Annotated in this window: 23 protein-coding genes; 10 read left to right on the top strand and 13 right to left on the bottom strand. The window is 68.3% G+C overall.

The window, feature by feature from the left end; all coding sequences use genetic code 11:
* Positions 1-28 precede the first annotated feature (28 nt).
* From ABL844_RS29410 to ABL844_RS29385, 6 genes are all read right to left on the bottom strand, one after another.
* The gene (locus ABL844_RS29410) at positions 29-1180 is read right to left on the bottom strand and encodes an SLC13 family permease (protein ID WP_221297806.1); all 1152 of its coding nucleotides are present in this window, start codon (positions 1178-1180) and stop codon (positions 29-31) included.
* Positions 1177-2436 carry an MFS transporter gene (locus tag ABL844_RS29405; RefSeq protein ID WP_418129843.1) on the bottom strand — a complete coding sequence of 420 codons (1260 nt, stop codon included), beginning with the start codon at positions 2434-2436 and terminating at the stop codon, positions 1177-1179. The genes ABL844_RS29410 and ABL844_RS29405 overlap by 4 nt, the downstream gene beginning before the upstream one ends.
* Positions 2437-2452: 16 nt before the next feature.
* On the bottom strand, positions 2453-3181 hold the full coding sequence (locus ABL844_RS29400; protein ID WP_418129842.1) for a hypothetical protein: 729 nt from the start codon (positions 3179-3181) through the stop codon (positions 2453-2455).
* A gap of 146 nt (positions 3182-3327) precedes the next feature.
* Positions 3328-4692 (bottom strand): sigma-54-dependent transcriptional regulator, encoded by a 1365-nt coding sequence (locus ABL844_RS29395; RefSeq protein WP_418129841.1) that lies wholly within the window; start codon positions 4690-4692, stop codon positions 3328-3330.
* Entirely contained in the window at positions 4677-6149 is a 1473-nt protein-coding gene (locus ABL844_RS29390; protein ID WP_418129840.1) for a sensor histidine kinase, read from the bottom strand. Before ABL844_RS29390 ends, ABL844_RS29395 begins: the two co-directional genes overlap by 16 nt.
* Positions 6150-6201: 52 nt before the next feature.
* Positions 6202-7734, bottom strand: coding sequence for a class I adenylate-forming enzyme family protein (locus tag ABL844_RS29385; protein WP_418129839.1), 1533 nt, complete (start codon positions 7732-7734; stop codon positions 6202-6204).
* A 231-nt stretch (positions 7735-7965) separates the two neighbouring features.
* Between ABL844_RS29385 and ABL844_RS29380 the strand changes: the two genes are divergently transcribed.
* Together ABL844_RS29380 and ABL844_RS29375 are read left to right on the top strand one after the other, a co-directional pair.
* Positions 7966-8208, top strand: coding sequence for a GlsB/YeaQ/YmgE family stress response membrane protein (locus ABL844_RS29380; RefSeq protein ID WP_126025380.1), 243 nt, complete (start codon positions 7966-7968; stop codon positions 8206-8208).
* 32 nt (positions 8209-8240) lie between these two features.
* Positions 8241-8732 (top strand): hypothetical protein, encoded by a 492-nt coding sequence (locus ABL844_RS29375; protein WP_369660575.1) that lies wholly within the window; start codon positions 8241-8243, stop codon positions 8730-8732.
* Here ABL844_RS29375 and ABL844_RS29370 read toward each other — a convergent pair whose 3' ends face one another.
* From ABL844_RS29370 to ABL844_RS29360, 3 genes are read right to left on the bottom strand one after another with little or no spacing between them, the layout of a single operon-like run.
* The gene (locus tag ABL844_RS29370) at positions 8733-10151 is read right to left on the bottom strand and encodes an efflux transporter outer membrane subunit (protein ID WP_418129838.1); all 1419 of its coding nucleotides are present in this window, start codon (positions 10149-10151) and stop codon (positions 8733-8735) included. It abuts the gene before it with no gap.
* A gap of 5 nt (positions 10152-10156) precedes the next feature.
* Complete coding sequence (locus ABL844_RS29365) at positions 10157-13291, bottom strand: efflux RND transporter permease subunit (RefSeq protein ID WP_418129837.1); 3135 nt, start codon at positions 13289-13291, stop codon at positions 10157-10159.
* 12 nt (positions 13292-13303) lie between these two features.
* Positions 13304-14515 (bottom strand): efflux RND transporter periplasmic adaptor subunit, encoded by a 1212-nt coding sequence (locus ABL844_RS29360; RefSeq protein WP_418129836.1) that lies wholly within the window; start codon positions 14513-14515, stop codon positions 13304-13306.
* 138 nt (positions 14516-14653) lie between these two features.
* On the opposite strand from ABL844_RS29360, the gene baeS reads away from it, so the two are divergent.
* Together baeS and ABL844_RS29350 are read left to right on the top strand one after the other, a co-directional pair.
* Positions 14654-16045: a sensor histidine kinase efflux regulator BaeS gene (gene baeS / locus ABL844_RS29355; protein WP_418129835.1), complete on the top strand. Its 1392-nt coding sequence runs from the start codon at positions 14654-14656 to the stop codon at positions 16043-16045.
* A gap of 19 nt (positions 16046-16064) precedes the next feature.
* Entirely contained in the window at positions 16065-16763 is a 699-nt protein-coding gene (locus tag ABL844_RS29350; protein ID WP_418118196.1) for a response regulator, read from the top strand.
* 15 nt (positions 16764-16778) lie between these two features.
* On the opposite strand, the gene lipA is transcribed toward ABL844_RS29350, so the two are convergent.
* Genes lipA through ABL844_RS29330 form a run of 4 tightly spaced genes read right to left on the bottom strand, consistent with a single transcriptional unit; the run spans position 16779 to position 19734 of the window.
* Positions 16779-17777, bottom strand: a complete 999-nt coding sequence (gene lipA, locus ABL844_RS29345; RefSeq protein ID WP_418129834.1) for a lipoyl synthase — start codon at positions 17775-17777, stop codon at positions 16779-16781.
* 7 nt (positions 17778-17784) lie between these two features.
* Positions 17785-18486, bottom strand: coding sequence for a lipoyl(octanoyl) transferase LipB (lipB, locus tag ABL844_RS29340; RefSeq protein ID WP_418129833.1), 702 nt, complete (start codon positions 18484-18486; stop codon positions 17785-17787).
* Positions 18487-18517: 31 nt separating this feature from the next.
* Entirely contained in the window at positions 18518-18829 is a 312-nt protein-coding gene (locus ABL844_RS29335) for a YbeD family protein (RefSeq protein WP_019657645.1), read from the bottom strand.
* Positions 18826-19734, bottom strand: a complete 909-nt coding sequence (locus ABL844_RS29330; RefSeq protein WP_418118188.1) for a D-amino acid aminotransferase — start codon at positions 19732-19734, stop codon at positions 18826-18828. Before ABL844_RS29330 ends, ABL844_RS29335 begins: the two co-directional genes overlap by 4 nt.
* A gap of 157 nt (positions 19735-19891) precedes the next feature.
* Here ABL844_RS29330 and ABL844_RS29325 point away from each other — a divergent pair, with 157 nt between their 5' ends.
* The 6 genes from ABL844_RS29325 to atpA all read left to right on the top strand — a co-directional run bounded on the left by ABL844_RS29325 (position 19892) and on the right by atpA (position 24258).
* Complete coding sequence (locus ABL844_RS29325; RefSeq protein ID WP_126025134.1) at positions 19892-20377, top strand: ATP synthase subunit I; 486 nt, start codon at positions 19892-19894, stop codon at positions 20375-20377.
* Positions 20378-20381: 4 nt separating this feature from the next.
* A complete protein-coding gene (gene atpB, locus ABL844_RS29320) occupies positions 20382-21251 on the top strand; it encodes a F0F1 ATP synthase subunit A (RefSeq protein ID WP_019657642.1) in 870 nt (289 codons plus the stop codon).
* Between the two features lie 60 nt (positions 21252-21311).
* Complete coding sequence (atpE, locus tag ABL844_RS29315) at positions 21312-21575, top strand: F0F1 ATP synthase subunit C (protein ID WP_019657641.1); 264 nt, start codon at positions 21312-21314, stop codon at positions 21573-21575.
* Positions 21576-21656: 81 nt separating this feature from the next.
* Positions 21657-22127: a F0F1 ATP synthase subunit B gene (locus ABL844_RS29310; RefSeq protein WP_019657640.1), complete on the top strand. Its 471-nt coding sequence runs from the start codon at positions 21657-21659 to the stop codon at positions 22125-22127.
* An 8-nt stretch (positions 22128-22135) separates the two neighbouring features.
* A complete protein-coding gene (locus ABL844_RS29305) occupies positions 22136-22666 on the top strand; it encodes a F0F1 ATP synthase subunit delta (protein ID WP_126025133.1) in 531 nt (176 codons plus the stop codon).
* A 38-nt stretch (positions 22667-22704) separates the two neighbouring features.
* Positions 22705-24258 carry a F0F1 ATP synthase subunit alpha gene (atpA, locus tag ABL844_RS29300; RefSeq protein WP_126025132.1) on the top strand — a complete coding sequence of 518 codons (1554 nt, stop codon included), beginning with the start codon at positions 22705-22707 and terminating at the stop codon, positions 24256-24258.
* Positions 24259-24262 lie beyond the last annotated feature (4 nt).

Genomic DNA, 24262 nt, shown 5'->3' with positions numbered 1-24262 from the left:
CTTTCGAGATCGGTTGTTGAAAGGGCGATCAGCCGAGCCGCAGCAGCAGCGCCGAGGCCGCGCACACCAGCAGGAAGGGAATGCTGATGCGGTGGAACTCGCGCAGCCCGTTCGGCAGCTTCGCCAGCCGCAGCGCGATCAGGTTGGCCAGCGAGCCCAGCACGCAGCCGAAGCCGCCCACGCTTACCCCGGCCGCGAGCGCCGGCAGGTCGCGCACGTGGCCATCCAGCAGGATGGCCGCCGGCACGTTGCTGATGAACTGCGAGGTCACGATGGCCGCGAGGTAGGCGCGCCAGCCCTCGGTGATCGGCCAGTGGCCCAGCAGCGCCACCACCGCGGGCAGCTCCGCGAGCTGCCGCAGGTCCACGAACATCAGCGCGATGATCGCCAGCAGCGCCCAGTCGATGCCGCGCAGCACGCGCGGATACGCCACCAGGAACACGCCGAACACCACGCCCAGCCCGGCCAGCAGCCAGTGGCGGTCCAGCGCGACCACGAAGCCGACGAACAACACCCCCGACAGCGCCAGCATGCGCGGCTGCACCGGCGCGGCCTCGGCCTCGGGCTTGAGCTCGATGGGTGTGCGCGGCACCAGCAGCCACACTGCGACGAAGAGCCAGAACAGCATCACCGCCACCGTCGGCCCCATCATTCCCATGAAGGCGACGAAGCCCTCGCCCGAGCGGTGCCACAGATAAAGGTTCTGCGGATTGCCGATCGGCGTGAGGGCAGAGCCCGCGTTAACTGCCAGCGCCTGCAGCACCACCAGCCGAGCCAGCGGCAGGTGCGCCTGCGTGGCGAGCACGCGCGTCAGCGGCACCAGCAGGAACAGGCTCACGTCGTTGGTGACCAGCGCCGAGAGAAAGGCCGCGCTGGCCGTCAGCAGCATCGCCAGGCTGCGCTGGTCGTGCGTGCGCGCCAGCAGGCGCTGCGCGGCGGCCTGCAGCATGCCGCTGCGCTCCACGCCCTGCGTGATGGCCAGCAGCCCGGCGAGCGCGCCCACGGTCTGCCAGTCGACCAGCCGCAGCCAGTCCATCGGCGCGCGCGGGCGCAGGAAGGCGAACAGCACTGCGACGGCGACCAGCACCCACAGCAGGCCGTTGCCGCCGCCTTCGTGCGGCGAGGAAGCGTCGGAATCGGAAGTCGCGGAAGAAGGCGCGGACACGGAATCTTTGGTCATGGAGCGGAAGTGGTCGGTGCGCGGGCGGCAAGCGCGTCCGGTATCGAACGCGGACGATAGCGGGTTTCGGGCATCGCGAAGGCAAAGAGAGCGAGCCCGGCCAGCGCGACGGCCGCCAGCATCACGAAGGCCGCGTCGTAGCCGGCCAGGTGCGCGACCGCACCGGCTGCCAGATTGCTCAGCGCCGCGCCCAGCCCCACGCAGGCCGCGCCGATGCCCAGTGCGAAGTTGAAATGGCCGCTGCCGCGCGTGATGTCGCCGATCATCAAGGTCAGCATCACGCCGAAGATGCCCGCGCCGATGCCGTCCAGCACCTGCAGCGACAGCAGCGCGGCGGGGCTGTCGGCCAGCAGGTAGAGCAGCCCTCGCACCGGCAGCACCGCGAAACCGACCAGGAAGATGGGCTTGCGCGCCAGCCGCGGCGCCCAGCGGCCGACCGCCAGGGCGATCGGAACGGTGACCAGCTGCGTGACGATCACGCCGCCCGACAGCCACAGCGTTGCCGAGGTGCCGGCCTGCGTGCCGACCTTCTGCGCCACGAGCGTGAGCATGGCGGCATTGGCCAGGTGGAACAGGAAGGCGCAGGCCAGCAGCACAAGCAGGCGGCGGTCGTACCAGCGCGCGGACGGCGCGGCATCGGGCTCGTGGCCGGTGTCGGCGCCGCGCGCCAGGAGCGGATCGACGTCGCGCTGGCGGATCAGCATGGCCGCCGCCATGGTCGGCAGCGCCATCGCCACCGCGTAGAAGAACATGGCGTGCGGGCCGAACGCGTGGCCCACCCAGCCCGTGCCCAGCGCCCACAGCACCGTGCCGCCCGCGGTGATCGCGGCGTTGCGGCCGATGCGGGCATCCAGCCCGGCGCGGCCGACCATGCCGAGGCTGATGGCCGCGATGGCGGGCGCCACCAGCGTGCCCGCCGCGCCGATGAGCGACTGGCCCGCCAGGATCACACCGTAGCCCGGCCAGTTCGCCATGACCACGAGGCATGCCGCGATGAGCGCGATGGCCCCCGCGATCCAGCGCGGCTTGTGCCGCACGCTGTCGATCAGCGCGCCGGCCGGCGCCTGCACCGCCAGCCCCACCAGCGCCGAGACGAACATCACGGTGCCGATGCGCTGCGGATCCCAGGCCAGCGTGCCGGCCATGAAGACGATCAGGAACGGGCCGACGCCGCCCTGGATGTCTGGCGCAAGGAAGGCCAGCGCGTCCAGCGAGCGCAGGCTGCGGCGGGAGGGAGCTGAGGACGGGGCGGTCATCGCAGGGGCTCGCCGATCAGAACGCCGGCACCGGCGGACGCGGCGCCACCGGGCCACGTCCGGGCCCCCGGTGCGGGCCCTCGAACACTTCGCGCGCCGTGGACGCTGTCGGGCCCATGCTCGTGGCCTCCAGCGCCGTGCCCTGCGCACCGCGCGTGCCCCAGCCGCGCGCGTAAAGCTGCGCGCCGGGCTGCAGCTGCGCGCCGTACATGGCGCCGATGTGCGGCGGGAAGCGCACGATGGTCCTGTCGGCCAGCAGCGCGCCGTGCACGTCGCCGAGGTCGTTGTACAGAAGGCGCTCGATGCGCCCGTCCGCCGTCATGGCGCTCAGCGCGGCCGGATCGTGGGCGCGCCGCGGCGGGAACATGCCGGGAACAGGCGGCTCGTCGATCACGCTGCGGCCGTTGGCGCTGAGCGACTGCATGCGCACCACCGGCACCTGCGGCGCGCGCCAGCCGCGGACCTGCACGGTGTCGCCGGGCCTGAGCGCCTGCATCACCGCGGCCGAAAGGTGCGGCGGGAACGCGACCTGCGTTCCGTCAGCCAGCAGCAGGCCGTCGGCCTCGCCGTTCGGGTTGAGCAGCCATTGCTGCACGCGGCCGGAGGCGACGGTGTCCGCCTCCGGTGCCGCAGCCACAGCGACGGGTGGCGGCGGCGGCGGAAGATGGGCGAAGGCCGGAGTGAAAGCGGTGCTGCCCCCGAGCAGGCAGACGGCGGTGGCGATGGACGCGATGCGATGTGTCATGGTGACTCCTTGTGGATGAATGCCCCATGGACATCTCACACAACGTGCCAGCCCGCATTTCCTTTGAAATCAACGACTTGCGCGCGCCGAACGGCGGCAGTCGTCCTATACGGAGACAGAGGGCGTCCGCTTTGCGGACACCCCATCTACTCGATGCCGTACTGCGCCAGCTTCCGGTACAGCAGCTGGCGGTGAATGCCCAGCCGCCGCGCGGCCTCGGTGCGGTTGCCCTGCGCCTGCGCGAGCGCGTGCTCGATGAGCAGCCGTTCGAGCCGTTCCACCGCGCCGGGCAGGTCTCCCTCCAGCCACTCGGCCGGCAGCATCCCGACGGACGGTGCCGATTGCGCGGGCCGCGCCTCGCCCATCGCCAGCCCCAGGTCGGCGCTGCCGATCACGCGATGCCGCACCAGCGCCTGGCAGCGCTCCATCACGTTGCGCAGCTCCCGCACGTTGCCGGGCCAGGGCCGGCTCAGCAGCAACTGCGCGGCCTCCGCGGAAAGCGCCTTGGGCGCATCGGGCAGTGCCGCGCGCCGCAGGAAGTGCTCGGCCAGCGGGATCACGTCGGCCAGCCTCTCGCGCAGCGGCGGCAGGCGTATCGACAGCACGTCGAGCCGGTACATCAGGTCTTCGCGAAAGCGTCCCTCGCCGACCGCCGCAGCCAGGTCGCGGTGGGTGGCTGCGACGATGCGCACGTCGACCTTCACCGGCTTGTGGCTGCCCAGCGGCGTGACCTCGCCTTCCTGCAGCACGCGCAGGATCTTCGCCTGCACCGAAAGCGCCATGTCGCCGATCTCGTCGAGCAGCAGCACGCCGCCGTCGGCCGCGCGAAAGCATCCCGCGCGCTCGCCGGTCGCACCCGTGAACGCGCCGCGCACATGGCCGAAGAGCTCGCTTTCGAGCAGCTCCTTCGGAATGGCCGCGCAGTTGACCGCCACGAAGGGCTTGTCCGCGCGCGACGAATACCGGTGCAGCGCGCGCGCCACCATTTCCTTGCCGGTGCCCGTCTCGCCCAGCACGAGCACGGGCGCCTGGCTGGCCGATGCGAGGCCGATGCGCTTCTGCACCTCGCGCATCGCCTGGCTCAGGCCGACGAGGTCGCCGTCGTCGTCTTCCGCCACGGCGGTCGCCGCCACCACGCCTTGTTGCTGCTGCTGTTGCAGCACCCGCCCGAGCACCTCGCGCACGGCCTCGCGGCTGATCGGCTTGGTGATGTGGTCGAAGGCGCCGAGCCGCATCGCCTCGATGGTGTTGCCCGCGCTCGCGAAGGCGGTGAGCACGATCACCGGCGGCACGCGCGCGAGCCGGGCGTGCATCGCCTCCAGCGTCTGCAGGCCGTCCATGTCGGGCATGCGGTGGTCGAGGAACACGGCGTCGAAGCGCGTGCGCGCCATCGCATCGAGTGCCTCGGTGCCGCTCGCGACGTTCTGCGCCTCGTGGCCCAGGCCCTGCAGCGTCTCGGCCAGCGTGTCGCGGAAAGCGTCGTCGTCGTCGACGATCAGGAAGCGCGCCATGGAAGCTCCAGTTCGAATCGCGTGCCGGGTTCGAGCGCCGCATGGCGCAGGTCGCCGCCGTGTGCCAGCGCCACTTCGCGCGCCAGGGCGAGGCCCAGGCCGGTGCCATCGGCGCGGCCCGTGGCGAAGGGCTCGAAGAGGCTGGCCTGCAAGGCTTCGGGCACGCCGCCGCCGTCGTCGTCCACCCGGATGAAGAGCGCGCGCGCCTCGTTCGCCGAGGCCGAGAGCGTGACCTGCCCGCCGCGCGGCGCATGGCGCACCGCGTTGTCGAGCAGGTTGTCGACAGCGCGCGCCAGATGCACGGGGTCGAACACGGCCTGCGGCGGCTCGTCGTGCTGCAGCACCAGGCGTACGTCCGCCGCGCCGGCCCTGCCGCTCACGCTCGCGATGCGCTCCTCGAGCCAGCGATGCAGGTCGACCTGCACCGGCGCCAGCGTCACCGGCTGCACCAGCGCCAGCAGGCTCTGCACCAGGCCGTCGAGCCGGTCGATCTGTCCGACGATCACGCGCAGCGCGTCGCCCTGCTTCCCGGGCGTGGCGGCCAGCGCGTTCTCGGCCTTCAGCCGCATGGTGGCGATGGGGTTGCGGATCTCATGCGCGATGCCCCCGGTCATGCGGCCCAGCGCGGCCAGGCGCTGGTCGCGGCTGCGCTGCTGGGCCGCTTCGCGAAGGCGCGCGCGTGCTTCCTCGAAACGCACACGGTAGTGATTGAAGCCGTCGACGATGCGGTCGAGCTCGCGCACGCCGGTGCGGGGCAGCTCGGGCATGGCGCCGCCGTCGGCATCGCTGCGGGCCAGCCGGTCTTCCAGCCGCTGCACGTGGCGCAACCCGCGCAGCAGGATGAAGCCCAGCCACAGGCCCGAAGCCAGCACCAGCAACAGCAGCACACCAAGGCCGGTGCGCAGGCTGTCCTGCGCGGCCAGCGCGCCGCCGGTGGTGCGGGTCATGGTCCAGGCTGCGAGGTCGTTGCCCGGCGCCGCCAGCGGGCAGGCCGCGACGATCAGCGCCTCGCGGCTGCCGCGCACCACGTCGGTCTGCAGCTGCTGCGTGCGGGCGGCCAGCTGCGCCACCTCGGCGATCAGCGGCTGCTCGGCCGCGGGCACGTCGCGCTTGACGCCGCCGCCTTCATAGGTGGGGTAGGCATAAGCCAGGTGGCCGCCGCCGGCCTGCCACACGCCTCCCTCGACATGCGGCGCCTCGATCAGCACCAGCTGCAGCAGCACCTGCAGCAGGTCGACCTGCGGCCGGGCAGGGGCAAGCGAGGAGGACGACGGCGTGGCCGACTTGGCATAGCGCGCCGCGATCGCCCGGCAGGACTGCTCGGTGGCGGCGCGCGCTGCCGACACCTGCACGCCCGCGCTGCTGCGGTAGAGCGTGAGCATCACCACCGCCAGCGCGGCGCACATGGCGAACAGCAGCATCCAGAAGAAGATCAGTTGACCACGCAGGGATTTCATGCGCCGCGATCTTGCCCTGTCTTCGTGTCACGGCGCGCCTGTCCCGGCGCTGTCAACGGCCGGCGAGCTCACGCAGCTCGCGCTTGAGCACCTTGCCGATCGCGCTGCGCGGCAGCTCGTCGATGAAGGCCAGGCGCGCCAGGCGTTGTGTCTTGCCGAGCTGGGCGTTGGTCCACTGCAGCAGTTCGTCCTCGCTGGTGGCGTCGCCCTCGCGGCGAACCACGAAGGCGGCAGGCGTCTCGCCCCATTGCTCGGAGGGCACGCCCACCACCGCCACGTCGGCCACCGCCGCATGGCCGCGCAGCACGGCCTCCAGGTCGCTCGGGTAGATGTTGAATCCGCCGCTGATGATCATGTCCTTCTTGCGGTCGAACAGCGTGAGGAAGCCGTCGGCGTCGAAGCGGCCCACGTCGCCGGTGCGGATGAAGCGCTTGCCGGTGGCGTCGAACCACTCGGCCTCGCGCGTCTTCGCGGGCTGGCGGTGGTAGCCGGTCATCATGCCGGCCGAGTGGCCCACCACCTCGCCGGCCACCTCGGTGTTGCCGCTCGGAAGCTCGTTGCCTTCCTCGTCGATCAGGCGGATGTCGCTGCCCTCGGCGGGCCGGCCCACCGTGTGCAGCTTGGTCGGATTCAGGTGCGCTTCCAGGATGCAGGTGCCGCCGCCCTCGGTCATGCCGTAGAACTCCACCAGCCCGCCGGACCAGCGCTTGAGCACGTCGGCCTTCAGCGCGGCGCCGAAGGGTGCGCTGGTGCTGAACTTGTGCCGGTAGGAAGACAGGTCGTGCTCGTCGAAGCGCGGATGCGCCATCAGCCGCTGGTACTGCACCGGCACGAGCATGGTGTGCGTCACGCGGCGCTGCTGCGCGAGCTGCAGGTAGCCCAGCGCGTCGAACTTGGGCATCAGCACCACGCAGCCGCCGAAGGCCAGCGTGGGGAAGAACACCACCAGCGTGGTGTTGGAGTAGAGCGGCGTCGAAAGCAGCGTGACCGTGTCGGGCCCGTACTCGTACTTCGCGCCGCGCTGCACGTGCGCCCAGCGCATGCCGTGGCCCTGCACGATGCCCTTGGGTTCGCCCGTGGTGCCCGACGAATAGATGATGTTGAAGGCCCAGCCCGGCTGCACGTCGACCGCCTCGGGCCGCGCGCCGGCAGGCGCCAGCCATTCCTCGATGCCGCGCCCGATCTGCGAGCCGTCGAGCGCCACGCGCGGAATGCCCCCTTCCTTCGCGGGGCCGATGACCTCGGCGGCCGATGCGTCGCTGAACAGGATGCGCGCGTCGGCGTCCTCGATCATGCGCGCCAGGCTGGCGGGCGTGGAGCCGGGCGCCAGCGGTGCCACCGCGACGCCCGCGCGCAGCGCGCCCAGGAACACGGCAGCATAGTTCACAGACGACGAGGCGCAGATGGCGATGGCGTCGCCGGCCTTGAGCCCGTCGCGCTGCAGGCTGGCCGCGACGCGGTCCATCAGCGCGTCGAGGGCGCGGTAGTCCAGCGTGCGGATTGCGTCCGACAGGGCGGCATGGTCGGGCGTGTGTTGCGCGTGGAGGCGGACCAGATCGGCAATGGCGCCGAAACTGCGTTCCATGGCGGCTTGGACGGCGGGGTGAGTTTGCAAAGTCGTCTTCCTTCTTCTTGGCCGGACTCTTGGCCAAACGGCAGGATAGCGAAATGCTCCCGCCTCCTGCCAGCGCCTTGGCGACCGGGCGGTCGCAGGACGGCGCGCCGTCAGTTGGCGCTCAGGAAGGCGGGAACACGATCCCCAGGCGCTGCACGCCACGCGGCGGCGCTTGTTGTCACCAACGACAGGGGGTTTTCCGTGCACATCATCTGGACGATTCTGATCGGCTTCATCGCCGGGCTCCTGGCCCGCGCCGTGCTGCCGGGCAACAACTCGATGGGGTTCATCCTCACTGCGGTGCTCGGCATCGCCGGCTCGCTGGTCGCGACCTATGCCGGGCAGGCCATGGGTTGGTATGCGGCGGGCGCGGGCGCAGGCTTCATCGCCTCGGTGGTGGGTGCGGCGGTGCTGCTCGGGGCCTGGCACCTCGTGAGCCGCTGAGGCAGCCGGATCCCTTCATCAAGGAGTTTTCCATGGGCTTACTCGACATCCTCCAGCAGGCCATCGGCAACAACGATGCCGAAGCCCACCTCGACCAGGTCGCGCAGCACGCCTCCGCCGGCGAGCTGGGCGCGGGGCTCGCGGCCGCGATGCGCTCGGACCAGACGCCGCCTTTCGGCGACACCGTGGGCCAGCTCTTCGGACAGTCGTCGCCCTCGCAGCAGGCCGGCGTGCTCAACCAGATACTGGCCACGCTCGGGCCCGCTGCCGCCTCGGCGCTGGCCGGCGGCGTGCTCGGACGCATGCTGCAGCCCGGCCAGACGCAGATCACGCCCGACCAGGCCTCGCAGCTCTCGCCCGCGCAGGTGACCGAGATCGCCGCGCATGCCGAGCAGCAGCACGCCGGCGTGATCGACGAGGTAAGCAGGTTCTACGCGCAGCACTCCGGGCTCATCAAGACGCTGGGCGGCGCAGCCATCGCCATAGCGCTGGCGAAGATGAAGGAGAACGCCACGCGCGGCTGATCAGCCCGCGGAAGCGTTATCTCCGCCGCCCATCACCTTGTAGAGCGTGATGCGGTTGCTCTGCTCCGACAGGCGCAGCGTGATGAGCGTCTGCTGCGCGGTGTACAGCGAGCGCTGCGCGTCCAGCACCTCCAGGTAGCTGTAGCTGCCGTTGCGATAGAGCGCCTGCGACAGCGTGAGGCTCTTCTGCGTCGCATCCACCAGCGACTGTTGTGCCGCCAGTTGCTCGCCCAGCGAGCCGCGCACGGCCAGCGCGTCGGCCACTTCCTTGAACGCGGTCTGCACGGTCTTCTCGTAGGTCGCGAGGTCGATCTCGCGCTGCGCCTTGGCCGAATCTAGGCTGGCACGGTTGCTGCCGGCGTTGAAGATCGGCAGGCTGATCGAGGGCGCGAAGCTCCAGGTGCTGTTGCCGCCCTTGAAGAGGCCCGATAGCGCCGTGCTCGACGAGCCCGCGCTTGCCGTGAGCGAAATCGTCGGGAAGAAGGCCGCGCGCGCCGCGCCGATGTCGGCGTTCGAGCCCTGCAGCGTGTGCTCGGCGGCCAGCACGTCGGGGCGCTGCTGCAGCAGCGTCGATGGCAGGCCGGCGGGCACGTCGACCAGCGCGCTGGCCGTGGCCATGCCGGCGGGCGGCAGCAGCTCGTCGGGCACGGTGGCGCCGGCCAGCAGGTCGAGCGCATTGCGGTCCTGTGCCACCTGCGCGGTGTAGCTGGCCACGTCCACGCGCGCCGAATCCACCGTGGTCTGCGACTGGGCCAGCGCCAGCGCGGTGCTGGCGCCCAGCGCCTTCATGCGGCTGGTGAGCTCATAGGAGCGCTGCTGGCTCGCGAGCGTGCTCTGCGCGAGCTTCAGCCGCTCGTTGTCGGCGGCCAGCGTGAGCCAGGCCGAGGCGACCTCGGCCACGAGGCTGATGCGCGTACTGCGGGTCGTGGCCTCGGTCGACAGGTAGCTCTGCAGCGCGGCCTCGTTGAGGTTGCGCACGCGGCCGAACAGGTCGAGCTCGTAGCTGCTGAAGCCCTGCGCGGCGGTGTAGGTGCTGCCGACGGACGATTCACCGCTGCTGCTCGTGGACGCCGAGGTGCGCTGGCGTGTGCCGCCCGCGGTGGCCGCGACGCTGGGGAACAGCTCTGCGCGCTGCACGCCGTACTGCGCGCGCGCCTTCTCGATGTTCTGCAGCGCCACGCGCAGGTCGCGGTTGTTGGCCAGCGCGAGCTCGATGGTGCGGCGCAGGCGCTCGTCGGTGATGAAGCCCTGCCAGCCGGTGCCGGCGGAAACGGATGCGTCGTCCGCCTTCGCTCCGGCGGCCGGCCACTCCGAGGGAATGGGCGCCTCGGGCCGCGAGTAGGTGGGCGCGAGATTGACGCAGCCGGCCAGCAGCGCGGCGATGGCCAACGAAGAGAGTCTGGAACGAAGGGAGTTCATGGCTTTCATGCCTCGGGCTGCGCGGTCAGCGTGGGTGCCGCTTCGGGTTTTTTCTTGGGCGCGAAGAAGCGCCTGATCACGACGAAGAACAGCGGCACGAAGAAGATGCCCAGCGCGGTGGCCGTCGCCACGCCGCCGAGCACGCCCACGCCGATGGCGCGGCGGCTGCCCGAGCCGGCGCCTGTGCTCAGCGCCAGCGGCAGCACGCCGAACATGAAGGCCAGCGAGGTCATCAGAATGGGCCGCAGCCGCAGGCGCACCGCCTGCAGCGTGGCCTCGACCAGCGCCATGCCCTCGTCCTGCAGCTGCTTGGCGAACTCCACGATCAGGATCGCGTTCTTCGCCGCCAGTCCCACTGTGGTGAGCAGCCCCACCTGGAAGTACACGTCGTTCGACAGCCCCGCCAGCCTGGTCGCCAGCACCGCGCCCAGCACGCCCAGCGGCACCACCAGCATCACCGAGAACGGCACCGACCAGCTCTCGTAGAGGGCAGCCAGGCACAGGAACACGAACAGGATCGACACCGCGTAAAGCAGCGGCGCCTGCGAGCCGGACAGGCGCTCCTGGTAGGAACTGCCCGCCCACTCGTAGCCGATGCCCTGCGGCAGCTGCTTCATGATGCCTTCCACCGCGTTCATCGCCGTGCCCGAGCTCACGCCCGCGGCCGGGTCGCCGATGAGTTCGAAGGACGACATGCCGTTGTAGCGCGACAGCTGCGGCGAGCCATAGGTCCAGCGGCTGCTGGCGAAGGCCGAGAAGGGCACCATCTCGCTGTTGCCGTTGCGCACGTACCAGCTGTCGATGCTGTCGGGCTGCATGCGGAAGGGCGCGTCGGCCTGCACGTAGACCTTTTTCACACGGCCGTTGTTGATGAAGTCGTTCACGTAGCTGCCGCCCATCGCGCTGGAAAGCGTGTCGTTGATGTCCGAGGTCGACAGGCTCAGCGCCGCGGCCTTGCGGTCGTCGATGTCGATGGCGAACTGCGGAGTGTCGTCCAGGTTGTTGCTGCGCACCTGGCTCAGCGCCGGGCTCTTGCGCGCCAGCGAGAGGAACTGCTCGCGCGCCTGCACCAGCGCCTCGTGGCCGATGCCGCCCAGGTCCTGCAGCTGCACGTCGAAGCCGGCATTGGAGCCCAGGCCGCGCACGGCCGGCGGCAGCATCACGAACACGTTGGCGTTGCTGGTGCGAGCGGCCATGTCCATGGTGAAGCGGCGCGCCAGCGATGCGGCGTCCTGCGCCTTGCCGCCGCGCTCGCTCCAGTCCTTCAGCGTGATGAAGGCGTTGCCCGTGGCTTGGTCGCCGCTCAGGCCGGTGAGCGTGATGAAGTGCGCCACTTCCTTCTGCGAGCCCAGGTAGGCCTCGAATCTCTTCATGGTCTGCTGCAGCTGCTCGTCGGTGGCGCTGGCGGGCAGCTTCACCTGCGCCATCAGCGTGCCCTGGTCTTCATCAGGCAGGAAGGATGTGGGCAGGCGCATGAAGACCACGCCCAGCACGGCCACCAGCAGCGCATACACCAGCAGGCTGCGCTTGCCGCGATGCAGCAGGCCGCCCACGCCCGAGCGGTAGCGGTCGGCGTTGCGCTCGAAGTTGCGGTTGAACCAGCCGAAGAAGCCGCGCTTTTCCTGGTGATGGCCGGCCTCCACCGGCTTGAGCAGCGTGGCGCACAGCGCCGGCGACAGCGTGAGCGCCACCAGCACCGACAGCAGCATCGACGCCACGATGGTCACCGAGAACTGCCGGTAGATCACGCCCGTCGAGCCGCCGAAGAAGGCCATCGGGATGAACACCGCCGACAGCACCAGCGCGATGCCCACCAGCGCGCCGGTGATCTCGCGCATCGACTTGCGCGTGGCCTCCTTCGGCGAGAGCCCTTCCTCGGTCATCAGCCGCTCGACGTTCTCAACCACCACGATGGCGTCGTCCACCAAGAGGCCGATAGCCAGCACCATGCCGAACATGGTGAGCGTGTTGATCGAGTAGCCCATCAGCGCCAGCACTCCGAAGGTGCCCAGCAGCACCACCGGCACCGCGATGGCGGGCACCAGCGTGGCGCGCAGGTTCTGCAGGAAGAGGTACATGATCAGCACGACCAGCACCATCGCCTCCACCAGCGTCTTGGCCACCTCCTCGATGGAGATGCGCACGAAGGGCGTGGTGTCGTAGCCCACCACGGCCTTCATCTGGTTGGGGAAGAAGGGCCCCAGCTCCGCGAGCTTGGCCTTCACCGCGTTCGACACCGTGAGCGCGTTGGCGCCGGTGGCCAGCTTCACGCCCATGGCGGCCGAGGGCTTGCCGTCGAAGCGGCTGGCGATGGTGTAGCTCTCGCTGCCGAGCTCGACGCGCGCCACGTCGCCCAGCCGCACGATGGCGCCGCTGGAGTCGGACTTGACGATCACCTCGCGGAACTGCGCGGCGGTGCGCAGCTTGCTGCGCGCGGTGATCGTCGCCGTGAGCCGCTGGCCCGAGGCCGCCGGCAGCGCGCCGAGCTGGCCGGCCGACACCTCGGTGTTCTGGCTGGTAAGCGCGCTCGTCACGTCCGAGGGCATCAGCGAATACTTCTGCAGCTTGGCCGGGTCGAGCCAGATGCGCATGGCGTAGCCCGAGCCCAGCGCCTGCACGTCGCCCACGCCGTCGATGCGGCTGACCACGTCGAGCAGGCTGCTGGAGATGTAGTCGCCGATGTCGGTGGCCGAGGCGCTGCCGTCCTCGGAGACCACCGAGACGATCATCAGGAAGTCGGTGCCCGACTTGGTGACCGTCACGCCCTGGCTCTGTACCGACTGCGGCAGCTGCGACTCGGCTTGCTGCAGCTTGTTCTGCACCTGCATCTGCGCCACGTCGGCGTTGGTGCCGGCCTCGAAGGTGAGCTCGATGCGCGCCGTGCCCGACGAGGTGCTGCTCGACGACATCGACACCAGCCGGTCGAGGCCCTTCATCTTCTGCTCGATCACCTGCGTGACCGAGTCTTCGATCGTCTTGGCCGACGCGCCCGTGTAGGTCGCGTTGATGCTGACCTTGGTGGGCGCGATGTCGGGGTACTGCTCCAGCGACAGCGTGCCGATGGACATCGCCCCGGCCAGCATGATGACGATGGCGATGACCCACGCGAAGATGGGCCGGTCTATGAAGAAGCGTGCCATGCGCGGGCCTCCTCAGTGCGCCGCAGGGGCTGCTGCAGCGGCCGCCACCGTTGTGGCATCGGCCGCGACGGGCTTCACCGTGTCGCCGGGCTTCACCCTGAGCGAGCCCTCGACGATCACGCGCTCGCCCGCCTTCAGGCCCTCGGTCACCTGCCAGCGGTTGCCGACCGCGCGCGATACTTTCAGCGCGCGCTTCTCGACCTTGTTGTCGGCCGTGACCACCAGTGCCGAGGCATCGCCGATGGCGGTGCGCGTCACGCCCTGCTGCGGCACCAGCAGCGCCTGCTCGGCCACGCCCTCTTCGAGCACCGCGCGCACGTACATGCCGGGCAGCAGCGTGCGTTCGGGGTTGGGCACCAGGATGCGCAGCGTGACCGCGCCGGTGCTTTCGCTCACCGTGACGCTGGAGAACTGCAGCCGTCCGGCATGGGCGTAGGCGGTGCCGTCTTCCAGCAGCAGCTTCACCGAGGCTTCGCCTCTTTCGCCTTTCTCGCCGCCGCTCTTGAGCGTGCCGGCCGCGAGTTCGCGCTGCAGCCGCAGCAGCTCGGTGGTCGATTGCGTCACGTCGACGTGGATCGGATCGAGCTGCTGCACCGTGGTCAGCGCCGTGGTCTGGCTGGCCGTGACCAGTGCGCCCGGCGTGACCGTGGAGGCCTCGATGCGCCCGGCGATGGGCGCGGTGATGCGCGTGAAGCCGAGGTTGATGCGCGCCGTGTCGAGCGCCGCGCGGGCCACGCCAAGGTCGGCCTCGGCCTGCTGCAGCGTGGCCTGGCTGTCCTCGCTGGTCTGCTGGCTGACGGCCTCGATCTTCGCGAGCTCGGCGTTGCGGCGCGCCGTGACCTTCGCGGCGTTGACCGTCGCTTCAGCCTTCGCGACGCTGGCCTGCGCGCTCGCGTAGGCGGCCTTGTAGGTGGCGGGGTCGAGCTGGTAGAGCACCTGCCCGGCCTTGACCAGCGCGCCTTCTTCGAAGAGGCGCTGCTGCACGATGCCGCCGACCTGCGGGCGGATCTCCGCGCTCAGCCGGGCGCGGGTGCGGCCAGACAGTTCGGTGGTCACGGGCTGGTTCTGGGGCTGCACCGTCACCACGCTCACCTGAGCGGCGGGGGCGCCCTGGGGCGGGGCGGACGATGAAGAAGCGGATGAGCCGGAGCATCCCGCGATGGCGCCCAGCAGGCCAGCGGCCAGGGCGCACGCGAGGCCGGTGCGGATGAAGCGGGAAGACATGTTCAGAGGGGTTCCAATCAGGTTGGAACCCATGGTCTTCAGCGAATGTGGAGCCAATTTGAAGGTCCCCGGGGCCTGCGCGGCCATGGGCGCGCAGTGCACCGCGCGGACGGCATCTGGCTTATCTTGTGGGCCTTCATGAAGAAGATCGGCATCACCACCAAGCTCTTTCTTGCCGTGCTGGCCACCGCCGTGCTGGCAGTGGTCGCGATGGGCGCGGCCTCGCGCTGGAACTTCGAGCGCGGCTTCGTCGGCTACCTCAACGAGCAGGGCGTGGAGCGGCTCGACGCGGTGGTGCCCAATGCAGTGGCTGCCTACCGCGAGCACGGCAACTGGGACTTCCTGCGCGACAACCCTCGCCCCTGGTTCGAGATCATGCGGCCCGCGCCTTCCGTGCTGGGCGATCACTTCGAGCCGGGGCGCTCGCCGGCGCTGGTGTCGGACCTGACGGGCGCCGTGCTGCGCATTTCGCTGCTCGACACCGACAGGCGCGTCATCATCGGCTTCAGGGAAGTGGGCAAAGGTGCCGTCGAGCGCGCCGTGGTGGTCGACGGCAAGACCGTGGGCTGGGTCGCGATGATGCCCTTCCAGAGCGTGAGCGAGGCCGGCGACCAGCGCTTCCAGCAGAACCAGCTGCGCGCGAGCTGGGTCATCGGCAGCCTCTGCGTGCTGCTGGCCGCGGGCATCGCGTGGTGGATCGCGCGGGTGCTGCTGGCGCCCGTCAAGCGCGTGGCGGCGGCCACGCACCGGCTGGCGGCGGGCGACTACGCGAGCCGCGTGGCCGTGGCCTCGCAGGACGAAGTGGGACAGCTCGCGCGCGACTTCAACTCGCTGGCCAACACGCTGCAGCGCAACGAACAGATGCGCCGCGAATTCATGGCCGACGTGTCGCACGAGCTGCGCACGCCGCTGGGCGTGCTGCACGGCGAGCTGGAGGCCATGGAAGACGGCGTGCGCCGCCTCGACGCGCAGGCCGTGCGGTCGCTGCAGCACGAGGTCGGCATGCTCAACCAGCTCGTGACCGACCTCTACGACCTGTCGATGGCCGACGTGGGCGCACTCGCGTACCGCAAGGCCGACGCCGACGTGCGCGAGCTGCTGGAGCCGTGCGTGGACGCGTTCCGCGAGCGGCTCGCCTCGGCGGGCCTGCGGCTGGATCTGGCGCTGCCGGCGCAACCGCTTTCGGTGTTCGCCGACGAGCGGCGCATGCACCAGCTCTTCAGCAACCTCGTGCTCAACAGCTGCCGCTACACCGACGCGGGCGGCGTGCTGCGCATCGAGGCACGGGAAGAAGGAAGCGAGGTAGCCATCGACTTCATGGATTCGGCACCGGGCATCGACGCCGCGCTGCTGCCGCGCCTGTTCGAACGCTTCTTCCGCGGAGAAGGCTCGCGCAACCGCGCCAGCGGCGGCGCGGGGCTGGGCCTGGCCATCTGCCGCAGCATCGTGGAGGCGCACGGCGGCACCATCGAGGCCAAGGCCTCGCCACTGGGCGGCGTGTGGATCGCGATCCGCCTGCCGAAGGTTTGAGGAGAGGAGAACGAGGAAGATGAACGACACTCCCGGCGCGGCCGCCCCCGCGCACATCCTGATCGTCGAGGACGAGCCGCGCATGGCGGCCCTGCTCGCCGACTACCTGCAGGCCTCGGGCTACAGCTCGCAATGGCTCGCCAACGGGCTGGAAGCGGTGCCGGCGGTGAAGGCACGCCGGCCCGACCTGGTGCTGCTCGACGTCATGCTGCCCGGCCAGGACGGCATGAGCGTGTGCCGCGAGCTGCGGCTGTTCAGCGATGTGCCCGTCATCATGCTCACGGCGCGCGTCGAGGAGGCCGACCGCCTGATGGGCCTGGAACTCGGCGCCGACGACTACATCTGCAAGACCCCCTTCAGCCCGCGCGAAGTGGTGGCGCGCGTGAAGGCGCTGTTGCGGCGAAGCGGCTACGCCGCGCGCGGGGCCTCGTCGCCACTGCAGATAGACGAGCAGGCCTACAAGGCCTCGCTGCACGGCAACCCGCTGGGGCTCACACCCATCGAGTTCCGCCTGCTGAAGGCCCTGGCCGACGCGCGCGGCCGCGTGCTCTCGCGCGACAAGCTGCTCGACCACGTGCACGCCGACCAGCGCGCCGTGACCGATCGCGCGGTCGACAGCCACATCAAGAACCTGCGCCGCAAGCTCGATGCGGTGGGCGAGGGGCAGGAGCTGATACGGTCGATCTATGGGGTGGGGTACAGGCTGGATCTGCCCTGAGCCGGTGGGCCCAGTTCAGACGCCTGCGGCGTGCGCCTGCTGGTCGGCGTGATAGCTCGAACGCACCATCGCACCCACCGCTGCATGGCTGAAGCCCATCTTGTAGGCCTCTTCCTCGAACATCCTGAAAGTGTCGGGATGCACGTAGCGGCGCACCGGCAGGTGCGAGCCCGACGGGGACAGGTACTGGCCGATGGTCAGCATGTCGATGTTGTGGGCGCGCATGTCGCGCATGACCTGCAGGATCTCTTCGTCGGTCTCGCCGAGGCCGACCATGATGCCGCTCTTGGTCGGCACGTTGGGATGCAGCGCCTTGAACTTCTTCAGCAGGTTCAGGCTGAACTGGTAGTCGCTGCCGGGGCGCGCTTCCTTGTAGAGGCGCGGCGCGGTTTCCAGGTTGTGGTTCATCACGTCCGGCGGCGCGGCCTTGAGGATCTCGAGGGCGCGGTCGTCGCGGCCGCGGAAGTCGGGCACGAGGATCTCGATCTGCGTCGTGGGCGAGAGCTCGCGGATGTTGCGGATGCAATCCACGAAGTGCTGGCTGCCGCCGTCGCGCAGGTCGTCGCGGTCCACGCTGGTGATGACCACGTACTTCAGGCGTAGCTTGGCGATGGTCTTCGCGAGATTGATCGGCTCGTCCTTGTCGAGCGGGTCGGGGCGGCCGTGGCCCACGTCGCAGAACGGGCAGCGGCGCGTGCACTTGTCGCCCATGATCATGAAGGTGGCCGTGCCCTTGCCGAAGCATTCGCCGATGTTGGGGCAGGAGGCCTCTTCGCAGACGGTGTGCAGGTTGCTCTCGCGCAGGATCTGCTTGATCTCGTAGAAGCGCGTGGTGGGGCTGCCGGCCTTGACGCGGATCCAGTCGGGCTTCTTGAGCACTTCGCCGCTTTGCACCACCTTGACGGGAATGCGCGACAGCTTGGCCGCCGCCTTCTGCTTGGCCAGGGGGTTGTAGGTTTCGGCGCTCTGGGCCTCTCTCACTACGGGTGCGGGGACGACTTCGGTGGTGCTCATTGGTGTGTCAAGGCGCCAGGAAGGTGCAGAGCTTCTGGCCCAACACCGTGGCGGCTTCTTCCCATGTGGTTTGGATGCCGATTGTAGAAAGATCGACCGTCTGCAGCCCCGCGTAGCCGCAAGGGTTGATGCGCGAGAAGGGTTCGAGGTCCATCCGCACGTTGAGCGCCACGCCGTGATAGGTGGCGTGGCGGCTCACCTTGATGCCCAGCGCGGCGATCTTGCCGAGACCGCGGAACGGGTCGGCCGCGGGCATGGGGCCGGTCAGTGCCGCGTGCGAGAACGGGTCGTCCAGGCGCACGTAGATGCCTGGAGCGCCCGCCACGCGGTGGCCCGTGACGCCGAAGTGGGCCAGCGTGCGCAGCACGGATTCCTCGATGCGGTAGACGTACTCCTTGACGAAGTAGCCCGCGCGGCGCAGGTCGATCAGCGGGTAGGCCACCACTTGGCCGGGGCCGTGGAAGGTGACCTGGCCGCCACGGTCGGTCTGCACGACCGGAATCGCACCGGGGTTTAGGATGTGGTCCTGCCTGCCCGCGATGCCCTGCGTGAAGACCGGGTCGTGCTCGCAAATCCATAGCGCATCGGGCGTGTCGGGCGTGCGCTCGAGCGTGAACTGCTTCATCGCAGCGAAGGTGTCGGCGTAGTCGACGCGGCCTAGCGGGCGCAGCTCGATGGCGGCGGCGATTGCGGCGGCGGTGTCGGTCATCGCAGGGCCTGCCGCGCCGAGAGTCCGGGCATCAGAGCACGACCTTGACCATCGGGTGCGAGGACAGCGCGCGATACAGGTCGTCGAGCTGCTCGCGGCTGGTGGCCGTGACGGTGATGGTCACGCCGAGGTAGTTGCCGGCCTTGCTGTCGCGCAACTCGACGGTGGTGGCGTCGAAGGTCGGGTCGAAGCGCTCGGCGATCTGCGTGACGGCGTGCACGAAGCCATCGACCTTGGCGCCCATCACCTTGATCGGAAACTGCGAGGGGTACTCGATCAGCGATTCCTTGCGTGGATCGGGGATCGAGGTGGTTTCGGTGGCGGGGGTGTTGCTGTCGGTCATGCCGGGGCTCCGTGTTTCTGCTCTTGCTGCTTCCGAGCGTTGTGTACCTTGGCCTCCTGGTAGGCCTTGTACAAGCTCTCGTAGATGGGGCCGGGGCGGCCATTGCCAATAGGCTTGCCATCGAGCGTGGCGACCGGCAGCAGTTCCTTGCTGGCCGAGGAGATGATCACTTCGTCGGCGGCGAACACTTCTTCGCGCGAGATGGGTCGCAGTTCGAAGGGAATGCCGAGCGTCTTGCTCATGCGCTCGAAGAGACCGTAGCGGATGCCGGTGAGCACGAGGTTGTTCTTTGGTGGGCCCATCAGCTTGCCGTCCTTCACGATCCACACGTTGCTCGACGAGGCCTCGCTGAGCCAGTCGTCGCGGAACATGATGGTCTCGGCCGCGCCGGCCTCCACGCTGATCTGCCGAGCGAGCACGGCACCCAGCAGGCTGGTGCTCTTGATGTGCGCCTTCTGCCAGCGGAAGTCGGCCGCGGTGACGCAGGCCACGCCCTTGGCGCGGATCGCGTCGGAAATGGGTGGCAGCGGGTTCACCATCACGAACACGGTAGGGCGCAGGCCGCGCACCATTGCGTGGTCGCGCGGGGCTACGCCACGTGTCACCTGGAAGTACACCGACTGCGGTGCGTCGCCTGCGGGCGCTACGAGGCGCATCACGATCTCGCGCCACTGCGCGAGGGAGAGCGGGTTCTCGATCTGCAGCTCGGCAAGCGAGCGGTCGAGGCGGGCCATGTGCTCCTCGAAGCAGAAGGGCTGGCCGAAGTAGACGGGGACGTATTCGTACACACCGTCGCCGAAAATGAAGCCGCGATCGAGGACGCTGATCTTCGCGTCGCGCAGCGCGGTGTATTCGCCATCGAGGTAACAAAGCGTGGCGGGCAGGGCGTCGGTGATAGGGTGCATGCCGGAATTATGGTTGCGCGCGCCACGTCGGGCTCCCGTCAGGGAATGCGGCGCCGTTTTGCGTGCGCGACAGCGCGGGTGGCGGGACAGGCTGGGTTTTTACTTATAATCAATGGCTTTGTAGAAATTCTGGGTCGTCATCCGGGCTTCATTCGAAATGAAAACAATCGCCCGTCGTGACTCGGAGGCCACTGAAGGCCTTGATACAGAATTCAAGCCGTTGACCGCCGATGAGGCGCGTGAACTGCGTGCAAAGAACCCATCGATTTCCCCGTGGCGGGTGATCGCGGGTCAGTTGGTTGTCGGTCTGGTGGTGGCTCTGGCCGCCTGGGGGCTGACGGGGAGGCAAAATCTGGGCTGGTCCGCCGCATATGGCGCGATCGCGGTGGTTGTTCCATCGGCGGTCTTCGCGCGCGGGCTGACCGGCCGGTTTTCCTCCCTGAATCCGGGCACTGCGGTGTTCGGGTTCTTCCTGTGGGAAATGGTCAAGATGGCCTTGTCCGTGGCAATGCTGATTGCTGCGCCAAGGCTGATTACGGCGCTGAGCTGGCCAGCAATGCTGGTCGGCCTGGTGGTGACAATGAAGGCGGCCTGGTTGGCGGTGATGTTCTCGCCCCGGCGCCGGAAACTGAGAGACGAGTAACCGAATGGCTGCTGAAAACGCTGCGGAACATGGTCAGACCGCTGGTGAATACATCATTCACCACTTGACGCACCTGCAAAGCTCCAAGCCCGGAGGTGTGGCCGACTTCTCGGTTTTCAACTTCGACTCTCTCTTCTTCTCGATCACGCTCGGTATCCTGGGTTGCTGGCTGCTCTGGCTGGCTGCCCGCAAGGCCACTTCGGGTGTTCCCGGCCGTTTTCAAGCGGCTGTCGAACTGCTCGTCGAAATGGTCGACCAGCAGGCCAAGGGCATCGTCCACAACGCCACCAGCCGCAAGTTCGTGGCCCCGCTGGCGCTCACGATCTTCGTTTGGATCTTCCTGCTGAACGCAATGGACCTGTTCCCGGTCGATTTGTTCCCGGCGATCTGGGCCAAGATCTTCCACCTCGCCGGTGAAGATCCGCATCACGCCTATCTGCGCGTCGTGCCCACCGCCGACCTCTCGGTGACGATGGGCATGTCGGTCGCCGTGCTGCTGGTCTGCCTCTACTACAACGTCAAGATCAAGGGCCTGGGCGGCTGGGTGCACGAGCTGTTCACCGCACCTTTCGGCAACCACTGGGCGCTGTACCCCTTCAACTTCGCCATGCAGCTGATCGAGTTCGTCGCCAAGACGGTCTCGCACGGCATGCGTCTGTTCGGCAACATGTACGCCGGCGAACTGATCTTCCTGCTGATCGCCCTGATGGGCGGTGCCTGGTCGCTCTCGGCCACCGGCATCGGCCTGGCCATCGGCCACATCATCGCGGGCACGGCCTGGGCCATCTTCCACATCCTGATCATCACGTTGCAGGCCTTCGTGTTCATGATGCTGGCGCTGGTCTACATCGGCCAGGCCCACGATCACCACTGATCAGTCGCTTTCGTTCTTGTTTTTGTTTTTCTCTTCAACCAAAGTCCTCTAGGAGTCATCATGGAAGTTATTAGCTTTGTTGCACTGGCCGCCGGCCTGATCATCGGTCTGGGCGCTGTGGGCGCATGTATCGGCATCGGCATCATGGGCAGCAAGTACCTCGAGTCGGCCGCACGTCAGCCCGAACTCATGGGTGAACTCCAGACCAAGATGTTCCTGCTGGCTGGTCTGATCGACGCCGCGTTCATTATCGGCACCGGTATCGCCCTGTGGTTCGCAACGGCCAACCCGTTCCTGTCGCAAATCGCCAACCTGCCGAAGTAAGTCTTTCTCGTCGGACCTGCGTCGTCGTTCTCTAGCCTGCTAGCGAATGGCTTCGATTCAATCCCATAGAGAGGGTGAAAAGTGAGCATTACCGGTACCCTGATCGTTCAGATGATCGTGTTCCTGATCCTGGTCGGGTTCACGATGAAGTACGTGTGGCCGCCGATCGCGAAGGCGCTGGACGAACGCGCTGCCAAGATCGCCGAAGGCCTCGCTGCAGCCGACAAGGCCAAGTCCGAGCTTTCCGCCGCCAACAAGCGCGTGGAAGCCGAACTGGGCCAGGCCCGCAACGAGTCCGCACAACGTCTTGCCGACGCCGAACGTCGCGCCCAGGCCATCGTTGAAGAGGCCAAGGCCCGCGCGACCGAGGAAGGCAACAAGATCGTTGCAGCCGCACGCGCCGAAGCCGAACAGCAGGCACTGAAGGCCCGTGAAGCCCTGCGCGAGCAGGTGGCGGCACTGGCAGTCAAGGGCGCGGAGCAGATTCTGCGCAAGGAAGTGAATGCGGGCGTTCACGCCGATTTGCTCGCCCGTCTGCAGACCGAACTCTGATAGAAGCCATGGCAGAACTCGCCACCATTGCACGCCCCTACGCCGAGGCGCTCTTCAAGGCTTCGTCGTCCGACGTTGCCGGAACCAGCGCCTGGCTCGAAAAGATTGCCGCCATCGCGGCCAATCCGGAGCTCCAGCAGTTCGCCGAGAACCCGAAGGCCACGGCCGAACAGGTGATCGGCGTGGTCGCCGGTGCATTCGGTGCACCGCTGGCCGCTCCTGCCCAGAACTTCCTGTCCGCGCTCCTCGAGAACGGGCGCTTTTCGGTGCTGCCGGAAATTGCGAAGCAGTTCCGGGCACTCGCCAACGCGAAGAGCGGTTCGTCCGACGCCGTGGTCTACAGCGCCTTCCCGATCGACGCCGCGGCACTGGCCAACGTGTCGGCCGCGCTCGAGAAGCGCTTCGGTCGCAAGCTCCAGGTCACGGTTCGCCAAGAGCCTGAACTGATCGGCGGCATCCGTGTGGTGGTCGGCGACGAGGTGCTCGACACCTCCGTCAAAGCGCGCCTTGAACAAATGAAAGTTGCGCTGGTGGCCTGACGGCTCCCGGCCCCTTACAAAGAAAGAAGGAAAGAGTCATGCAACTCAATCCCGCAGAAATTTCCGAGCTGATCAAGAGCCGCATCGAGGGCCTCGGGGTCAGTGCCAACATCCGCAACGAAGGCACCGTGGTGTCGGTGACCGACGGCATCGTGCGCATCCACGGCCTGTCCGACGCGATGCAGGGCGAAATGCTGGAGTTCCCGGCCACTGCCGACGGCGTTCCGTCGTTCGGCCTGGCCCTGAACCTCGAGCGCGACTCGGTCGGCGCCGTGATTCTGGGCGAGTACGAGCACATCTCCGAAGGCGACACCGTCAAGTGCACGGGCCGCATCCTGGAAGTGCCGGTGGGCCCCGAGCTCATCGGCCGCGTGGTGAACGCCCTGGGCCAGCCGATCGACGGCAAGGGTCCGGTGAACGCCAAGATGACGGACGTGATCGAGAAGGTCGCACCGGGCGTGATCGCCCGCAAGTCGGTCGACCAGCCGATGCAGACCGGCCTGAAGTCCATCGACTCGATGGTGCCCGTGGGCCGTGGCCAGCGCGAGCTGATCATCGGCGACCGCCAGACCGGCAAGACCGCCGTGGCGATCGACGCGATCATCAACCAGAAGGGTCAGAACATGACCTGCGTCTACGTCGCGATCGGCCAGAAGGCTTCGTCGATCAAGAACGTGGTGCGCGCCCTGGAACAAGCCGGTGCCATGGACTACACGATCGTGGTCGCGGCTTCGGCTTCGGAATCGGCTGCAATGCAGTACGTCGCGGCCTACTCGGGCTGCACGATGGGCGAGTACTTCCGCGACCGCGGCGAAGACGCGCTGATCGTCTATGACGACCTGTCGAAGCAGGCCGTCGCCTATCGTCAGGTGTCGCTGCTGCTGCGTCGTCCCCCGGGCCGCGAAGCCTACCCCGGCGACGTGTTCTACCTCCACAGCCGCCTGCTCGAGCGCGCAGCCCGCGTGAACGCCGACTACGTCGAAGCCTTCACCAAGGGTGAAGTCAAGGGCAAGACCGGTTCGCTGACCGCGCTGCCGATCATCGAAACGCAAGCCGGCGACGTGTCCGCCTTCGTTCCGACCAACGTGATCTCGATCACCGACGGCCAGATCTTCCTGGAAACCAACCTGTTCAACGCAGGTATCCGCCCCGCCATCAACGCCGGTATCTCGGTGTCGCGCGTGGGTTCGTCGGCCCAGACGAAGATCATCAAGGGCCTGTCGGGCGGTATCCGTACCGACCTGGCGCAGTACCGTGAGCTGGCTGCGTTCGCGCAGTTCGCTTCCGACCTCGACGAAGCCACCCGCAAGCAGCTCGACCGCGGTGCCCGCGTGACCGAACTGCTGAAGCAGCCGCAATACAGCCCGCTGTCGATCTCGCTGATGGGCGCGTCGCTGTTCGCCGTGAACAAGGGCTTCATGGACGACCTCGAAATCAAGCAGGTGCTGCCTTTCGAGCACGGCCTGCACCAGTTCCTGAAGTCCAGCCACGCCGCGCTGCTCGACAAGATCGAGAAGGCCAAGGCTCTGGACAAGGAATCGGAAGCCGAACTGCTGGCCGCCGTCACCTCGTTCAAGAAGTCGTTCGCCTGATCGA

This window comes from Variovorax sp. 278MFTsu5.1, from assembly GCF_048305045.1.
Lineage (GTDB): Bacteria > Pseudomonadota > Gammaproteobacteria > Burkholderiales > Burkholderiaceae_C > Variovorax > Variovorax guangxiensis.
The sequence above is the reverse complement of the archived record's forward strand: the minus strand, read 5'-3'. Positions and strand labels throughout refer to the sequence as shown.